This is a genomic window from Oricola nitratireducens, from assembly GCF_014904745.1.
Lineage (GTDB): Bacteria > Pseudomonadota > Alphaproteobacteria > Rhizobiales > Rhizobiaceae > Oricola > Oricola nitratireducens.
The window spans coordinates 25,799-42,229 of record NZ_JACZCS010000024.1 but is presented as its reverse complement, the minus strand read 5'-3'; the positions used below and the strand labels follow the sequence as shown (position 1 = coordinate 42,229).

Genomic DNA, 16,431 nt, shown 5'->3' with positions numbered 1-16,431 from the left:
TTCTTTGGCGATCGAAAAGATTGCCGGAGTCCTGATGGCGCTTATCACGATACTGGTCGTGATTTCCGCGGTCAGCCGGTACCTGTTCGCGTTTCCCATACCCGATGCCTTCGACTTGTCGCGGTTGCTGCTTGGAGCCGCTATCATGTGGGGCTTTGCCAGCGTCGGATTTCGCGGCTCTCACATCAAGGTCGACATTGTCGCCGAGATACTGCCGGCAAAAATGCGTCGCTGGGTGGACACTTTCGCCTGGACGATCCTTTTGATCTTCACCTGTCTTTTGACCTGGAAGATGCTGGGCCGGGTGCTCAGCGCCAGCCGCAGCGGCGAGGCGACGATGGATCTTCGCATTCCGGCCTGGTGGATCATGGCGCTTACCCTGGCCGGTGTGGCCGTCAGCATCGTCACGGTTCTTGCCCGGCTGATACTCGTTGCGACCGGACGCGGATCGCTCGATCATTTCGATTCCGCCGACGTGGCGGCCGGAGACGGATCCGTGGAGGAAAAAGCCGGTTATGAGTGACGCCGATCTGATCGCGCTTTTCGGTTTTCTCGCCCTGTTCGCAATGATGATCCTGCGGGTGCCGATCGGCGTTGCGATGGGGCTTGTCGGCGTCGGCGGTTTCGCCGCCATTGTCGGCTGGGGTCCCGCGCTCAACCTGCTCGCTCAATCGCCGATCCGCACGGTGACCGACTTCAACCTGACGCTGATCCCGTTCTTCGTGCTGATGGGCGTGCTGGCAACCAATTCCGGCATGTCGGCGGAGTTGTTCAGGACCGGTCAGGCATGGTTCGGGGTCTTTCGCGGCGGCATGGCATTGTCGACCATTGGCGCCTGTGCGGGATTTGCCGCCATCTGCGGCTCATCCGTCGCGACCGCCGCGACCATGACCAAAATCGCCTTGCCGGAAATGAAACGCGTCGGCTATCGCGACGATATCGCCACCGGGGTGATCGCCGCCGGCGGAACGCTGGGCATTCTTATCCCGCCCTCCGTAGTGCTCGCGGTTTACGGCTTCATCACCGAGCAGGATGTTGGCAAGCTCTTTATCGCGGGAATTCTGCCGGGCCTGCTGGCAATCATCATGTACATGCTGACTGTTCGCATCGCCTATGCGCGAAGCCTCCCGGAGGGCACACCGTTCAATTTCGGCGAAGCGATCCGGTCGCTGAGCGGCGTTTGGGCGGTGCTGTTGCTGTTCATTGCGATCATCGGCAGCATCTATTTCGGCGTCGCCACCGCAACCGAGGCGGCGGCCGTCGGCTCCTTCCTGACTGCGCTGATCGGCATAATGCGGGGCAGGCTGACCGCGCGCCGATTGATGGAAAGCCTTGTCGAAGCGCTGCGTACATCGGTCGCGATCTACACGATCCTGATCGGCGCGATCCTTTTCGGCTATTTTCTGGCCGTTACCCAGACGCCGCAGAAAATCACATCGTTCCTGACCAGTCTCGACCTTGGCGCGCATGGCACGCTGGCATTGATCCTCGTCTTCTTCGTCTTCATGGGCTGCATCCTCGATGCCATGGCGATGATCATACTGCTGGTGCCGATCGTGTATCCGGTCGTTACCCAACTGGGTTTCGATCCAATCTGGTTCGGCGTCATCATCGTCATGACCGTCGAGCTCGGCCTGATAACGCCGCCGGTCGGCATGAATGTGTTTGTCATCAATTCGATCGCGCGCGACATCAGCCTGCCGAAGATCTTCCGCGGCGTTCTGCCCTTCGTCGGAGCGGATATCATCCGGCTTGTCCTGCTGATCATGTTTCCCTGGATCGTGATGTTCCTGCCGACGACGATGAAATGAGAAGCCGGTCATGACCATGCGGCGGCGGCAATTCCCGACAATCTACTCAACGCTCATGCGGGAGAATTCAAAGGCGTTCCTGAAGGGGATGGGCCTTTCTGAAGAGGAAATCGAACGCCCGCATATCGCTGTCGTCCATACCGGCGGCGATATGAGTCCATGCAACATGAACCTGCGCGATCAGGCGCAGCAGGTGAAAACCGGCATCTACGGCGCCGGCGGATATCCGCATGAAACGCCTGTGGTCTCCGTCTCGGACGGCTTGACGATGGCACATCCGGGCATGCGGTTCTCGCTCGTATCGCGTGAACTAATCGCCGACAGCGTCGAGACCACGATGCGCGCGCATTGCTTCGACGGGGTGGTCGCAATCGGCGGATGCGACAAGAACCTGCCGGGCCTGATGATGGGCATTCTGCGTGTCAATGCGCCCGGAGCATTCATCTTCGGCGGCGCCGCGATACCGGGCCGCGTGAATGGCCGCGACGTGACGGTTCTCGATGCATTCGAGACCGTCGGAAAAATGATCGCCGGCACGGCAACCCGCGAACAGTTGGATGAACTCCAGAACAAGAGCATCCCGACCGCCGGGTCGTGTGCCGGTCAGTTCACGGCCAACACCATGGCAATGGTCTCCGAAGCGCTTGGGCTGGCGCCTGTCGGATTGTCGATGGTTCCGGCCGTCTATTCTGAGCGTCTGACGCATCTTCGCCAGGCGGGCAGGCTCGTCATGGCGGCGATCGCCGGCGATGCGCCCCTGCCGCGCGAGATCGTCACGAGGACAGCGCTGGAAAATGCCTGTGCGCTCGTTGCCGCAACGGGCGGTTCGACAAACGCCGCGCTGCACATACCCGCAATTGCCCATGAGGCCGGTATTGATTTCGACCTCGACGACGCGGCGCGCGTTTTCGCCCGTACGCCGCTGATCGGCAATCTGTCGCCGGGCGGGAAATATCTCGCCCGCGATATTCACGAAATCGGCGGAACGGGTGTGATCATCGCGGAACTGATCCGCAGCGGGCATATCGACGGGTCGGCGCTCACGCTTACCGGCCGGCCTCTTGCCGAGGAAGTCGCTGACCTGCCGGCGCCGGACGGCGAGGTGGTCAGGACCGTTTCCGCCCCGTTGGCGCCGAATGGCGGCGTAATCGTCCTGAAAGGCAATCTCTGCCCCGACGGCGCGCTGATCAAGGTTGCGGGCCTGAAGAAACTGCGACACCGCGGGCCTGCACGCGTGTTCGATGGCGAGGCAGCCTGCCAAAGCGCCATCGAAAACCGCCTTTACTCGGAGGGAGACGTCATCGTGGTTCGCCATGAGGGTCCGAAAGGATCGCCCGGCATGAAGGAGATGCTTGGCATCACCGCACTGATTTACGGTCAGGGCATGGGCGAGAAGGTCGCGCTTCTGACCGATGGGCGATTCTCCGGCGCGTCGCGCGGCCTCTGTATCGGCTATGCCGGTCCGGAGGCGGCAATCGGCGGACCGATCGCGCTCGTCCGCGACGGCGACATGATCTCCATCGACGCGACGCCCGATGCCGCGGCGATCACGCTTGAAGTGGACGACGAAACTCTCGCCGAACGCCGCGCCGGATTACCAGAGCCGGCGTACCGGCGGCTATCCGGCGTACTCGAAAAATACGCTGCGGTCGTCGGTGGCGCCAACCGGGGCGCGGTCACCCATTCCGGTGCGGTCGATACCAGCGGAGACATAGACTGATGGAACACAACCCCTACGATCCATGGGTGCGCGCAGACCTGACGGCAAATGAGAAGACGGTGCTGGAATTCATGCGCGACTGCATGCACGGCGACGATCTCACGCTGATCGACCGGTCGGTGGCCGAAGACTATATCCAGCATACGCCCGGTATCGCGCAGGGCCGCGAGGGCTTGCGCCGTTACATCCTGCAAGTCGCGCGCAAACGCCCGAACCGCAAGCAATGGCGACCGGTCCAGATATTCGCCAGCGGCGACATGGTGATCCTGCACAAGCTGATCGCCACGCATGCGATCGCAGATTTCATCCGGTTCAACGAGCAGGGCCAGATGGCGGAGCACTGGGATGTCGTCGCGCCGCTTCCCGAACCGGATTATGACCCCATGCGCCGTTCGAGTGAGAATCTGCAGAGATTTGATGCGGTGTTCAGGATCGATCCGGGCAATGGATGAGCATTCGCAAAAAGAGTGCCAAGCCTATGCTTGGATCTGGTCTGACACGCTCAAGTGCGAACAGGGAAATGCGCAGTCTGGAATTTTTCCTACATTAACATTTAAATCCACCGTCAACTCCTGACATTGAGCCTTACTTCGAGTTGCATCAAAATCTGGCGGTAGCTTCGTCTCCGCCACGATAACCTGCCCACAGCATGCCGCGACGGATGATTTCGGTCACCTGAGGTACCTTCAGGTCATCAAGGCGATGGCCGATGGAGCAGTAGAACACCCTGCCCTTGTCCCAGCGCCTTTTCCAGACGACCGGGATCACGGTGCCTTCGATCCACCACAGGTGATCGCCCGAAAAGGTCGTCGTCGCCAGCACCTCGTTGGAGGGATCGGTGAGCATGTAATATTGTTCGGAGAACAGCCGGAAGCTGCGGATACCCTTGACGATGGGGTCGCCCGGACGTGTGATCGTAACGTCGTAGTCGACGAAATCGTCAGACGGTACCGGATTGTCGGGCCAGCCCGGCGGATGTGCCACGAACTGGCCTCCGATCAGGAAGTGATAGGTCGGACGATCACGGAAAGCATCCCCCATATGGCCGTGCCAGCCGGCAATGCCGCAGCCATCCCCCACGAGCTTGAGCAGGCCGTCCTCCTCGTCCTTGGTCATGTTGCCGAATTCCGGCCGGTGTGCCGACCGCGCGCTCGACCAGACCGGAACGATCAGATCGACATCGGCAAGGCTGTCCGGATCCGCAAGCGGAGCCAGCGTGTCGTAAACCTCGACCTCGAAACCTTCTCCGATGAGCAGTGCCTCGGCCCAGTCGGCGAAGTCTTTCGGACTATGTCCTTCCCAGCCGCCGGCAAACAGGACTGCCTTCATGGTTTTTCCTTTCTCATGTAACTGACAATCGACGCCATATCCCGACCGCCGAAACCTTTTGTTTCCGCATCCAGCAGGCGCTCCAGATTGAGACGCGCCTGCGGCATGGCGACCCCGAAGCGCTCGGCAAGCCCGACGGCGAGCGCCATGTCCTTTCGCGCCAGCGCGACCGTGAAGGTCACATCGTGCGCCGCCTCGTCGAGATAGAGCGGCCGGCGATAGGAAAGCATCGGTGCGGCTGCGGCCGACGCCTCGATCGCGTCGAACGCCGCAGCCGCGTCGATCCCCGCTCCCTCCGCAAGCGTCAGCGCCTCGGCGAAAGTCTGGTTCAGGCCGTGAATGATCGAGTTGACCGCGAGTTTCATCACTGCGCCGGCGCCCCTTCGACCGAGGCAGATTGTTTTCCGTCCGACCGCTTCGAAGAGCGGCATCACCGGCAAGGCAACCGTCTCGTCGCAACCGGCCATGATCATTAGCGCCGCGTTCTGCGCCGCTCCCGTCGATCCCGATACGGGCGCGTCTATGACCCGACGGTTTTGACCCGCGGCGCGCGCAAGATCCTCGATGTGGTCCGGGCTCATCGTGCCCATCTCGATGAAAGTCGTCGCGCCGGCTTTGCCGGAGAACAGTCCTTCCGCTCCGCAATACACCTCCTGCGATGCCGCATCGTCGGCGAGCATGGTGACGACGACATCGCTCGCTTCGGCAAGAAGGCGCGGTGTGTCGGCAACGGCGGCGGCGGTGTCTTCCGCGAAGGCTTCAGCGCGGGTTCGATTACGGTTCCACACGGTGAGCGGAAATCCGGCCGCGGCAATATTGGTAGCCATCGGCGCTCCCATGCGCCCGAGGCCGGTAAAACCGATACGCATCACGCCGCCTTGCCGTTCCCGATCCCGGAGATCGCCTGGACGAGATTGTCCTCATTGACCTCATCGGCGGTGAATTCGCGCATGATCCGGCCCTGGTACATCGCAATGACGCGGTCGGAGACACGCAGGATTTCAGGCATTTCGGACGAAATAACGATCACGGCGTAGCCGGAATGGGCAAGTTCGCGGATGAGGTTGTGGATCTCCGCCTTCGAGCCGACATCGATGCCCCGCGTCGGCTCGTCGACGATCAGAACGCGCGGCTTCATGGCAAGCCACTTGCCGATCACGATTTTCTGCTGGTTGCCGCCGGAGAGATTGCCCACCAGGCTCCGCCAACTCGGCGCCTTGATGTCCAGCCGATCGCGGTACATGTCGTAGATCGCGATCTCGGCCCCGTTTGAGACGAAGGGACCCGCCGTCATGTCGTCAACCTGGGGAAGCGTGATGTTGTCGCGGCAGTTCATGCCGAGCACCAGGCCCTGTTCCTTGCGGCTTTCGGGGACCAGCGAAATACCGTTGGCAATCGCTTCGGCCGGCGAGTTGATCGAAATCTTCTGGCCGCCGAGGCGGATGGTTCCGGCGGATGGCTCGCGCAGGCCGAAAAGCGTTTCGGCGATCTCGGTGCGCCCCGCGCCCACAAGGCCATAGAAGCCGACAACCTCGCCGGCGCGAACGGAAAAACTGACGTCGTGGTAGAGCTTTCCGCAGGAAAGACCATCGACCTCGAGCGCGACATCGCCGAGTTCGCCGTGCTCGACATTGCGTGAATAGTCGAGGCTTCGGCCGATCATCAGTTGGGTGATCTCGTCCTCGTTCGTCTCGGCCGCGATCAGTGTTCCGCGGTAGGTCCCGTCGCGCAGCACGGTGATGCGGTCGGAAATCGTGAAGATCTCCTCCATCCTGTGCGATATGTAGACGATACCGACACCGTCGGCCTTGAGATCGTTGATGACGTCGAAAAGAACGACCTTCTCCGCATCGGTCAGCGAAGCGGTCGGCTCGTCGAACACGACAACCTTTGCTTCGTGCGTCAGCGCACGGGCAATCTCGACCATCTGTTTCTTCGCGATTGACAGGTCTCCGACCCGTTGGCGCGGACCGAAATCGCAGTTGAGTTTTGCGAGGATCGCGCCGACGCGCTCATCCAGGACCTTCCGGTCGACAAAGCCCCAGCGGGAACGCGGCAGTTCTCCAAGAAACACGTTTTCGGCGACCGTCATCTGCTCGGCGAGCGACAGTTCCTGGTGGATCAGGATGACGCCGTTTTCCTTGGCTTCGATCGGATTCGCCATGACGACCGGCCGGTCGTCGATCATGATCCGGCCCTCGTTGGGGTGATAGATGCCGGCGAGCACCTTCATCAGGGTTGACTTGCCGGCGCCGTTCTCGCCCATCAGTGCGTGAACCTCGCCGGGGCGCACTTCAAAATCGACGCCATCGAGGGCGCGCACGCCGGGGAACGTCTTGACGATGCTCTCCAGGCGCAGGACGGGTTTTGCCTCGCTCATATCCGCAACTCCTCTTCGCCCTTCCGGTTCAACTGCTTGTCGAGGAAGAGGACCGCAATCAGGATCACGCCGAGCGTAACCAGCACGTAGAACGCCGGCACCTGCATCAGGTTCATGCCGTTGCGCAGGATGCCGATCGCCAGCACCCCGCCAAACGTGCCGATGATGTTTCCGGCACCGCCGGTCAGCTTGGTGCCGCCGAGAACGGTCGCGGTGATGACCCAGAGCTCGTAGTCGCGGCCCAGATTCGGGGTCGACGCGCCCATCTGCGTTGACAAGGTGATCCCGGCCAGCGCCGCGAAAAAGCCCACGATCATGAAATTGATCATCATGTGCGGCCCTACCCGTATGCCCGCATTGACCGCCGCCTCGCGGTTGTCGCCAACCGCATAGGTGTTGGAACCGTGCACGGTGCGCGACAGCAGAATGTGCACCAGAAGCGTAAAGACCAGAAAGATCCAGGCCAGAGTGGGCAGTCCGAGGAAACGGCTGGCGCCGAAATCCGAATAGGCGAAATTCGCCGCGAAAAAGGATTGCTCGCCGGTGTAGACGAACACCAGTCCGCGCACGCCCAGCATCGCGCCGAGCGTGACGATGAAGGCGTCGACGCCGGTCTTCCAGACGATCAGCCCGTTGAACGCGCCGAGGACAACCCCTGAAGCGAGACCGGCCAGGACGGCCGGGAGAATCTGCCAGTTGCCCCAGCTCTCGAACACGGGCCAGCCCATGATGTCGACGGTCAGGCTGGCCGCCAGCGCGACCACGGCGCCGACGGAGAGGTCGATATTGCCGTTGATCATCACGATCGTCATGCCGAGTGCGATCAGGCCGAGCGTCGAGGTCTGCACCAGAATGTTTTCAAGGTTCCCGGTGGAGAAGAAATTTTCGGTCATCACCGAGAAGAAAACGAATACGATCACCACGAAAGCCCAGATCGGATGGCGCACCAGCCATCGGAAGTTCCCCTTCGCACTATTGGCGGTTTGCACGGGAGCGTGTTCCACAGATGTCTGCGACATTCTTTCCTCCACTTCAGGCGATGGGTGACAGCAACCGGCCGCGCTTGGCCGCGACGTCGAGCCAGACCGCGAGGATGATGACGATCCAGGTCACGATCCACTGGGCGAAATACGGATACCCGAGAAGAAGCAGCCCGTTCTGGATGAAACCCAGGATCAGCACGCCGATCACGGTCTTCAGGATGCTGCCGGACCCGCCCAGCAGCGACGTCCCGCCAAGGATGACGGAGGCCAGCACCAGCAGTTCGTAACCCTGGCCGACATTGTTCTGCGATCCCATCACCCGGCTGCCCAGAATGACGGAGGCAATCCCGACGCAGAAGGACGAGACGAGATAGGTCGAAAACACAACGCGGCTGCGCCGGATGCCGGAGAACACCGCGGCCGTCGGATTGCCGCCGACCGCGTAGACCCGGCGGCCGTAGGGCGTGAACGCAACGATGAATCCGATAATCAGCGCCAGGACGAAAAAGATGATGATCGGCATGTCGATGCCGGCGATCTCGCCACGCCCGAATATGCGGAACCACGTGATATCCTGGGTGCTGGGATCGACATCGACATTCTTGCCGCCGGAATAGATCAGGGTCAGCCCCTGGATCGCCGAAAGCATCCCGAGCGTCACGATCAGCGAATTCAATCGGACATAACCGATCAGGAAGCCGTTCACCGCGCCAAGCAACAGCACGCATGCCATCATGACCATGATCGCCGGACCGGGTCCGATCTTGTCGTGCAGATCGACGACCATGACGGTGCCGAAGGACAGCATCGAGCCCACCGACAGATCGAGATTTCCCGAGATCACGACAATCGTGACGCCGAGCGCCATGACCCCGATCATCGCCGAGGATCGCACGACGCTTTCCAGATTGTCGAAGGTCAGGAATTTGTCGGATCCGAATCCGAACGCGATCATGAAGGCGATGAAGGCGATGAAAATACCGTTCTTGGCAATCACGCCCTTCAGATCGCCGCCTCCAATTCTGTCCGCGATTCCGGCCATGCTCGTTCCTCCCTGGCTATCCCACAGCCGCGGCTGCGAGGCGTTTGGCGCTCCGGACTCCGGCGCGCCTCCGCGCAATCGGTCACACCAGAACCATGCCGCCGTCAATCATGACGATCTGGCCGGTCATGTAGTCGCTGTCCTTCGCGGCAAGAAATGTGGTCGTGCCGGTTATGTCCCTTGGCGTCGCGACCCGGCCGCGCAGAATATCGGCGGAGAATTCCGCCATGGCCTGGCCCTCGCGTTCAGACGCGCCGATTTCCATCAGGTCCTTGTCGAGCTGGCTCCACATTTCCGTCGCCACAACGCCGGGTGCGAAACCGGTCACCGTGATGTTGTGCTTGGCAAGGTCGCGCGCCCCGGACTGGGTCAGTGAAACGACGGCCGATTTCGAGGCGCAGTAGGGCGCAACATTGTCGAAGCCCTGACGGCTGGCGATCGATGCGGTGTTGATGATTTTCCCGCCCGTACCCTGCGCAATCATCTGTTTCGCCGCTTCCTGCATGCCGATCAAAACGCCAAGCCCGTTCACGGTCATGATGGCGTGCCAGTTCTCCTCGGTCACATCCAGCAGGTTCATCGGCTTGTTGATGCCGGCATTGTTGAACTTGACGTCAAGCTTGCCGAATTCCGAAACCGTCTTCGCGATCATCTCGCGAACCTGATCGCGTTTGGTCACATCGACCTCGGACCAGGTAACATTTCCGCCGCCTTCGCCCGCTCTGTCGCGGTTTTCAGCGGCGGCACGTTCCGCCGCCGGCCCGTCGATATCCGCAAAGCAAACATCTCCGCCCTCGTCGAGCAACGCCTCGCCTATGGCCCTGCCGATACCCTGCGCAGCACCGGTTACGATACAGGAACGCCCAGACATCCGTCCCATAGCGCCCTCCCAAATCTAACGAAATCAACTGAAAAAGGCGCGGAACCGAAGTCCCGCGCCTTCAGGCGGGAGGATCAGAATACCGGCTTGGTAAACTTGTCCATGTTGTCCTGGGTGATCTTCGGTGTGTCGAAATAGTTGAGGAACGGCACATCCTCGCCCTTGACGACGGCCTTGGCGGTCGCCAGCGCGTTTTTCGCGTCATCGACCGGCGACTGGTAGATCGAACCCCAGTACTCGCCCCGCGCCATCGCCTCGTAGCCAACGGCGAAGTTCGTCGCGCCGACAAAGATGATCCCGTCGCGGCCCGCCGCCTTGGCGGCGTTCAGGGCGCCCACGCCCATATTGTCGTCGCCGGCATAGACACCGTCGATTTTGTCATATTTGACGAGGAAAGCCTCCATGACGCGCTGTGATTTTTCGCGGTTCCAGTCGCCAGGCTGGGTTTCCATGAGCTTCACGTCCGGGCAGACCTCCGGAAGGCGGTCCTCGAAACCCTTGGCCCGCTCGATCGCCGTGGTGTAGCCCGGCTGGCCGGAAATCTGCACGATCTGGGCCGTCTTCTCGATACCCATGTCCTTGAACTTGTCGCACATGATTTCGGCCGCGCGCGATCCCTGCGTGATGTTGTCGGGACCGGAGAAGGACTTGATGAAGTCGAAGCCTTCTTTCGCGATGTTGGAATTGGTGATGACGACCGGAATGCCCGCCTTGTCGGCAGCGCGAACGGCGGGAACGACAGCCTTGCCGTTGGTCGGCCAGATGATGATGGCGTCGACCTTCTGCTGGACGAGGTCCTGGATCTGCGCGATCTGGCGGGCCACGTCGCCGGCGGCGTCCAGCACGACGGCCTCAACCTCGGGATCGGCGTTGGCGGCCTCGATAAAGGCCTTTTCGTAAGTCGTCTGATAGCTGTCGACACCGACATTGTTCTGCGTGATGCCGATGGTGATCGTTTCCGCGAAGGCCGTGCCGGCCAACGCGACGCCGGCGAGCGCAGTGGTGCCCGCGATGAGTCTTTTGAGTGCGAACTTCATTGAGTGTTTTCCTCCCATAAACTTTGCGACTTGCTGCACCCATCGCCGCGACGGCGACAGATCAGATGCCCGGCAGCAATGCGGGTAAGCAATAACTGCCTGCTTCACGACTTTGGATCGCCAGTAAAAATATCCGGATTGGACAATTTTATGTCCGCAATGGATATATTGTGCGTATCGCCAAATCCTCAAAATGAACAGTTTGGAAATGGAGTTGCCATGAGCGGTGTCAAAAAATCCAGTTTGGACAATCCGATCTTGTCGAGTTTGCGACCCGCGGGCAACGGAACAATGACCACGCCAATCTATGGAGGAAAAGGTCCGACGGAATTCCCGATCTCGCCGCATGCACGCGCCGAGCTTTTGGAAGTTATCGCGTTTCTGGACGATTTCGGTCTCGAAATCGAAACGACGCTGGAGCTTTCCACCCCGGACCCCTATTTCAAAATGGCAACCTGTCTCATCCGCAATCACCTGGAAGCGAAGGCCGTGACGCCGTCATCGCTGACGGCGGCGGCCGGCGTTCCCTACGCCACGGCGGTCCGGCGATTGAACGAGATGTTGCAGGCCGGGATGATCGAGCAGCGTCCGCGCACGCGTACCGGAAAGAGCTTCACACTGCATCCCAGCGCGGAGCTGATCGAGAACTGGACGCAGATGTGCGGTCGGATGAAGCGCCTGGTCGCGCAAGCCTTCGGGTCCGGCGTTCGCGATCCCGGCACCCGGGACTATTATTTTGGCGGCTCCTACATGGCCGGACACTCGATCCAGCCGCCGCAGGTTCTGTCGGAGCCGCTTACGCTGCCGGGTGGATTGCGCATTCTGGTGCACGGCGATCCGACTTTCATGGTGATGGACGCACTCAAGCGCCAGTTCGAACAGGTTGTCGGAACAAAAATCAACCAACGCGCCTTCTCGATCGATCGCCTGCACGAGGAGGCGTTGCGCAACGCCCAGCGCAAGACCAGCCGCTATGACATCATAGCTGTCGACCTGCCTTGGATCGGCGAGTTCGCGACCAAGGGCGTTCTGCTCCCGCTCGACGAAATCATGGACGTGAACCGGCTCGATCCGAGCGATTTCCACACCGCGGGCTGGCGCGCGGCGCACTGGGGCGGGCGTCCATACGGCGTCCCGAGCCAGACGACGCCGGAGCTCTTGTTCTTTCGCAAGGACCTGTTTGCCGAGGAGGGGCTGGAACCGCCGACAACCACCGAAGCGGTCCTGCGCGCGGCGGAACGATTCCATGATCCGGCGCAAGGGAGATACGGCATTGCCTGGAACGCCGCGCGCGGCACGGCGCTTGGCCACACCTTCATGATGACATGCGCCGGATTCGGGCAACCGGTGTTCGACCTGCGCGAGATCGCAGGCGGTTTCGATGCCGATCACCTCGACCGGGATACGGTCGTTCCGACCATCGACAGCGACGGCGGGCTTGAGGCGGCCGAATATCTGAAGGCGCTGGTCCGGTTCTCGCCGCCGGACATCCTCTCGATGTCCTGGTATGAGCGCATTCGCCCCTATGCGGCGGGCAGGATCGCGATGGCCTATGGCTACACGCTTCTCGCCCCCTATTTCGAACTCGATCCCTCCTCGCCCGCTCACGGCCAGACGGGCTACCTGCCGCATCCGGCCGGGCCGAGCGGGTCGCCGGTCGCTCCCGTGGGCGGCTATGTGCTTGGAATTCCCTCGAACCTGCCGGAAGACCGTCGCGCCGACGCCGTCGAAGCGCTCATCGCCTTCACGTCGCCGGAAGCCCAAAAGCTCTATGTCGAAAACGGAAGCCGGACGGCACCGCGCTATTCGGTGGGAGCCGATCCGGAAGTCCGGCGCCTGTCGCCGATTTTCGAAGCTGTCGACGGGATGTCATGGCGCGACGAATTGCAGTTCTGGCCGCGCCCCCCGGTGCCCCAGATTTGCGACATCATCAATATCTGCGGGCAGGAACTGCACGACATGCTGCGCGGCATCGTCACGCCGCGCGACGCGCTCAAAAAGGCCCAGGCCCGGGCCGAAGAAGTCATGAAAACCTGAGAAATCCCAAGGGAGGAAAGAATGGATCCGGAACGGCTCAAGGGAAAGAACATCCTCATTACGGGGGCGGCGCGCGGCATGGGCGCGGCGAATGCCGAGCATTTCGCCGAACAGGGCGCGAATATCTGCCTCGGCGACGTCGATCTCGACGGCGTCAAGGAAGTGGCCGAACGGATCAACAAGCGAGGCAATGGCAAGGCGATCGCCGTCAAGCTCGATGTCACCAAACGCGAGGACAACGCGGCGGCCGTGCAGGCGACGGTCGACGCTTTCGGCATGATCAATGTCGGCCTGTTCAACGCCGGCCTGAACAAACCCCGGTTTTTCATGGATATCGACGAGGAAAACTGGGATCTCATCATGAACGTCAACACCAAGGCCATGTGGCTGGGCATGCAGGAGACAGCCCGGCAGATGATCGCACAGGGGCCACAGGACTATCCCTACAAGCTGATCAATGTCGGCTCTATCGCCTCGCGCAAGCCGCTCATCGATGTCACCGTCTACTGCACGTCGAAATATGGCTGCCTGGCGCTCACCCATTGCGGCGCCATCGCGCTGGCCGAGCACAACATCACCGTCAACGGCTACGCGCCGGGCGTCGTCGTGACACCGCTGTGGGAACAGCTCGACAAGGACCTCGTCGATATTGGCTTCAAGCAGCGCGAGGGGCAGGCCTATGAGGACATCGTCGCCAACGAGTTGAAAATCAAACGCGTTTCCTATCCCGACGACATCAAGGGAACCGCCGCGTTCCTTGCCAGTCCCGAGAGCGACTACATGACCGGCCAGATGATCCATATCGACGGCGGCTGGTGCATTCAGTAGCCGGCCTTACCCCCACGAATCCAGACTGAACGGCGCCCACGCGGCGCAGAAGAGGCTATTATGAATACGACCGCACTCAATCCGCGCATCCTGCAACCCGGCGATATCGACCCGAACTGGCGCTGGGACCGGCATATCCCCGCCCTCGGCCATACCGCGGTCGATTTCGAACGCCGTGTCGACCATGACCGGCTGCGCCGTTACCGGCTCAGCCGGGCGAAGGACGCTCTGAAGAAGTCGGACTGCGGCGCGCTGCTGCTCTTCGACGTCAACAACATCCGCTACGTCTCCGGCACGAAGATCGGCGAATGGGAACGCGACAAGATGTGCCGCTTCGCGCTTCTGGCCGGCGACGAGGAGCCATACGTCTGGGACTTCGGCTCGGCCGCGGTCCATCACCGTGATTATTGCGACTGGCTGGACCCGGAGCGCATGCGCGCCGGGGTCGTCGGCATGCGCGGTACGATCCCGCCGTCCTTCGGCTTGATGAAGCGCTACGCCGAGGAAATCTTCAGCCTGCTGAAGAAGGCCGGCGTCGCCGACATGCCCGTCGGTGTCGACTACGCGGAAACCGCGATGTTCTTTGCATTGCAGGACGCGGGCCTGAAGGTCATCGACGGCCAGCAGATCATGCTGGGTGCGCGCGAAATCAAGAATGTCGACGAGATACAGCTGCTCAACCAGGCCGCCTCGATGGTCGACGGCGTCTATCACATGATATGGCAGGAGCTGAGGCCGGGCATCCGCGAGAGCGACATCGTCGCAATGTCCAACAAGATGCTCTACGAGATGGGGTCGGATGACGTCGAGGCGATCAACGCCATCGCCGGCGAACGCTGCAATCCGCATCCGCACAATTTCACCGACCGCTATTTCCGGCCGGGAGACCAGGCGTTCTTCGACATCCTGCAGAGCTATCAGGGCTACCGGACCTGCTATTATCGCACCTTCAACATCGGCCGGGCCACGCCGTCGCAGACGGACGCCTATATTCGCTGCCGCGAATGGCTGGATGCCGCAATCGCGCTGATCAAGCCGGGCGTAACCACCGACACCGTCGCCAAGGTCTGGCCGAAGGCTGAGGAATTCGGCTTCCCGGACGAACTGTCTGCCTTCGGGCTGCAATTCGGCCACGGCCTCGGCCTGGCGCTGCACGAGCGCCCGATCATCAGTCGCGCCGTCAGCCTCGACAATCCGATGGAGATCGAGACCGGCATGGTCTTCGCGCTGGAGACCTACTGCCCGGCGAGCGACGGTTACTCTGCCGCCCGCATCGAGGAAGAGGTCGTGGTGACCGACAGGGGATGCGAGGTCATCAGCCTGTTCCCGGCGGAAGAGCTCCCGATTTCCCATCGCTATTGAGGACGCAGTCATGGCGCCGAAGAAAAAGACCAACACGGAAGACTATCTGCGCATGTATCGCCAGATGGTGCGGATCCGCGCCTTCGAGGACAATGCGAACCAGCTCTATCTGTCCGCCAAGATGCCGGGCCTGACGCATATGTATTCGGGCCAGGAGGCGGTGGCGGTGGGCATCTGCGAGGCGCTGGAGGATTCCGACAAGATCACCTCCACGCACCGCGGGCATGGCCACTGCGTCGCCAAGGGCGCGGAATTCAAGCAAATGTTCTGCGAATTGCTGGGCAAGGAAGAAGGCTATTGCCGCGGCAAGGGCGGTTCCATGCATATCGCCGACCAGAGCCACGGCAATCTCGGCGCCAACGCGATCGTCGGCGGCTCCATGGGCATCGCCACCGGCGCTGCCCTTTCCGCCAGGCGGCTGGGCAAGAAGGATGTCACGGTTTGCTTCTTCGGTGACGGCGCGACCGCACAAGGGCTGTGGTACGAGGTGATGAACATGGCGGCGCTGTGGAAACTGCCGGTCATCTATGCCTGCGAAAACAACGGCTATTCGGAATACACAAAGACCGATGAAATCGCCGCCGGTTCGATCACGGCGCGTGCCGAGGCGTTCGGGATCGAGGCGCATATGGTCGACGGCCAGGATGTGCTCGCAGTCAACGATCTCGCGCAGAAGCTGGTGGCGCGCGCCCGCAAGGGCGAAGGCCCGTTCTTCATCGAACTGAAAACCTATCGCTACCACGGCCACCATGTCGGCGACATCAACCGCGATTACTACCGGTCGAAGGACGAGGAATCCGAGTGGAAGAAAGTACGCGATCCGATCGCCAATTTCGGCAAATGGCTGGAATCGGAAGGGGTGGTGACGGCTGACGAACTCGTCGCCATCAATGACGAGATCAGGGCCGATGCCGAGGCTGCGGTGCAATACGCGCTCGACGCCGGATACCCGCCGGCAAACGAAGTCGACATGCATGTATTCGCCGGCGTCGACCACGCGCTGGCCTACGTTTGAGGAACCT

15 protein-coding genes are annotated in these 16,431 nt (G+C 61.4%); 8 read left to right on the top strand and 7 right to left on the bottom strand.

The genetic code is table 11. The features are described 5' to 3' along the window. Positions 1–34: 34 nt before the first annotated feature. From IG169_RS12985 to IG169_RS12970, 4 genes are read left to right on the top strand one after another with little or no spacing between them, the layout of a single operon-like run. Positions 35–523 carry a TRAP transporter small permease gene (locus IG169_RS12985; RefSeq protein ID WP_193176643.1) on the top strand — a complete coding sequence of 163 codons (489 nt, stop codon included), beginning with the start codon at positions 35–37 and terminating at the stop codon, positions 521–523. Beyond that, on the top strand, positions 516–1,811 hold the full coding sequence (locus IG169_RS12980; protein ID WP_193176642.1) for a TRAP transporter large permease: 1,296 nt from the start codon (positions 516–518) through the stop codon (positions 1,809–1,811). Before IG169_RS12985 ends, IG169_RS12980 begins: the two co-directional genes overlap by 8 nt. Before the next feature lie 16 nt (positions 1,812–1,827). Next, a complete protein-coding gene (locus IG169_RS12975) occupies positions 1,828–3,531 on the top strand; it encodes a dihydroxy-acid dehydratase (RefSeq protein ID WP_210325999.1) in 1,704 nt (567 codons plus the stop codon). Beyond that, positions 3,531–3,983 carry a nuclear transport factor 2 family protein gene (locus IG169_RS12970; RefSeq protein ID WP_193176640.1) on the top strand — a complete coding sequence of 151 codons (453 nt, stop codon included), beginning with the start codon at positions 3,531–3,533 and terminating at the stop codon, positions 3,981–3,983. The genes IG169_RS12975 and IG169_RS12970 overlap by 1 nt, the downstream gene beginning before the upstream one ends. A 148-nt stretch (positions 3,984–4,131) precedes the next feature. On the opposite strand, the gene IG169_RS12965 is transcribed toward IG169_RS12970, so the two are convergent. From IG169_RS12965 to IG169_RS12935, 7 genes are all read right to left on the bottom strand, one after another. Then, positions 4,132–4,860: a ThuA domain-containing protein gene (locus tag IG169_RS12965; RefSeq protein ID WP_193176639.1), complete on the bottom strand. Its 729-nt coding sequence runs from the start codon at positions 4,858–4,860 to the stop codon at positions 4,132–4,134. Beyond that, a complete protein-coding gene (locus IG169_RS12960; protein WP_193176638.1) occupies positions 4,857–5,729 on the bottom strand; it encodes an NAD(P)-dependent oxidoreductase in 873 nt (290 codons plus the stop codon). The genes IG169_RS12965 and IG169_RS12960 overlap by 4 nt, the downstream gene beginning before the upstream one ends. Beyond that, positions 5,729–7,240 (bottom strand): sugar ABC transporter ATP-binding protein, encoded by a 1,512-nt coding sequence (locus IG169_RS12955; RefSeq protein ID WP_193176637.1) that lies wholly within the window; start codon positions 7,238–7,240, stop codon positions 5,729–5,731. The genes IG169_RS12960 and IG169_RS12955 overlap by 1 nt, the downstream gene beginning before the upstream one ends. Next, the gene (locus IG169_RS12950; protein WP_193176636.1) at positions 7,237–8,259 is read right to left on the bottom strand and encodes an ABC transporter permease; all 1,023 of its coding nucleotides are present in this window, start codon (positions 8,257–8,259) and stop codon (positions 7,237–7,239) included. Before IG169_RS12950 ends, IG169_RS12955 begins: the two co-directional genes overlap by 4 nt. A 13-nt stretch (positions 8,260–8,272) precedes the next feature. After that, complete coding sequence (locus IG169_RS12945; RefSeq protein WP_193176635.1) at positions 8,273–9,265, bottom strand: ABC transporter permease; 993 nt, start codon at positions 9,263–9,265, stop codon at positions 8,273–8,275. An 82-nt stretch (positions 9,266–9,347) separates the two neighbouring features. After that, positions 9,348–10,145 carry an SDR family oxidoreductase gene (locus IG169_RS12940; RefSeq protein ID WP_193176634.1) on the bottom strand — a complete coding sequence of 266 codons (798 nt, stop codon included), beginning with the start codon at positions 10,143–10,145 and terminating at the stop codon, positions 9,348–9,350. Between the two features lie 74 nt (positions 10,146–10,219). After that, positions 10,220–11,182 carry a sugar ABC transporter substrate-binding protein gene (locus IG169_RS12935; RefSeq protein ID WP_193176633.1) on the bottom strand — a complete coding sequence of 321 codons (963 nt, stop codon included), beginning with the start codon at positions 11,180–11,182 and terminating at the stop codon, positions 10,220–10,222. 291 nt (positions 11,183–11,473) lie between these two features. Here IG169_RS12935 and IG169_RS12930 point away from each other — a divergent pair, with 291 nt between their 5' ends. The 4 genes from IG169_RS12930 to IG169_RS12915 are packed head-to-tail and all read left to right on the top strand — an operon-like array spanning position 11,474 to position 16,424. Next, the gene (locus tag IG169_RS12930; protein ID WP_246717362.1) at positions 11,474–13,219 is read left to right on the top strand and encodes an ABC transporter substrate-binding protein; all 1,746 of its coding nucleotides are present in this window, start codon (positions 11,474–11,476) and stop codon (positions 13,217–13,219) included. A gap of 21 nt (positions 13,220–13,240) precedes the next feature. After that, positions 13,241–14,047 carry an SDR family NAD(P)-dependent oxidoreductase gene (locus IG169_RS12925; RefSeq protein ID WP_193176631.1) on the top strand — a complete coding sequence of 269 codons (807 nt, stop codon included), beginning with the start codon at positions 13,241–13,243 and terminating at the stop codon, positions 14,045–14,047. 60 nt (positions 14,048–14,107) lie between these two features. Then, a complete protein-coding gene (locus IG169_RS12920; RefSeq protein WP_193176630.1) occupies positions 14,108–15,409 on the top strand; it encodes a M24 family metallopeptidase in 1,302 nt (433 codons plus the stop codon). A 10-nt stretch (positions 15,410–15,419) separates the two neighbouring features. Beyond that, positions 15,420–16,424, top strand: coding sequence for a thiamine pyrophosphate-dependent dehydrogenase E1 component subunit alpha (locus tag IG169_RS12915; RefSeq protein ID WP_193176629.1), 1,005 nt, complete (start codon positions 15,420–15,422; stop codon positions 16,422–16,424). The last annotated feature ends 7 nt before the right edge of the window (positions 16,425–16,431 follow it).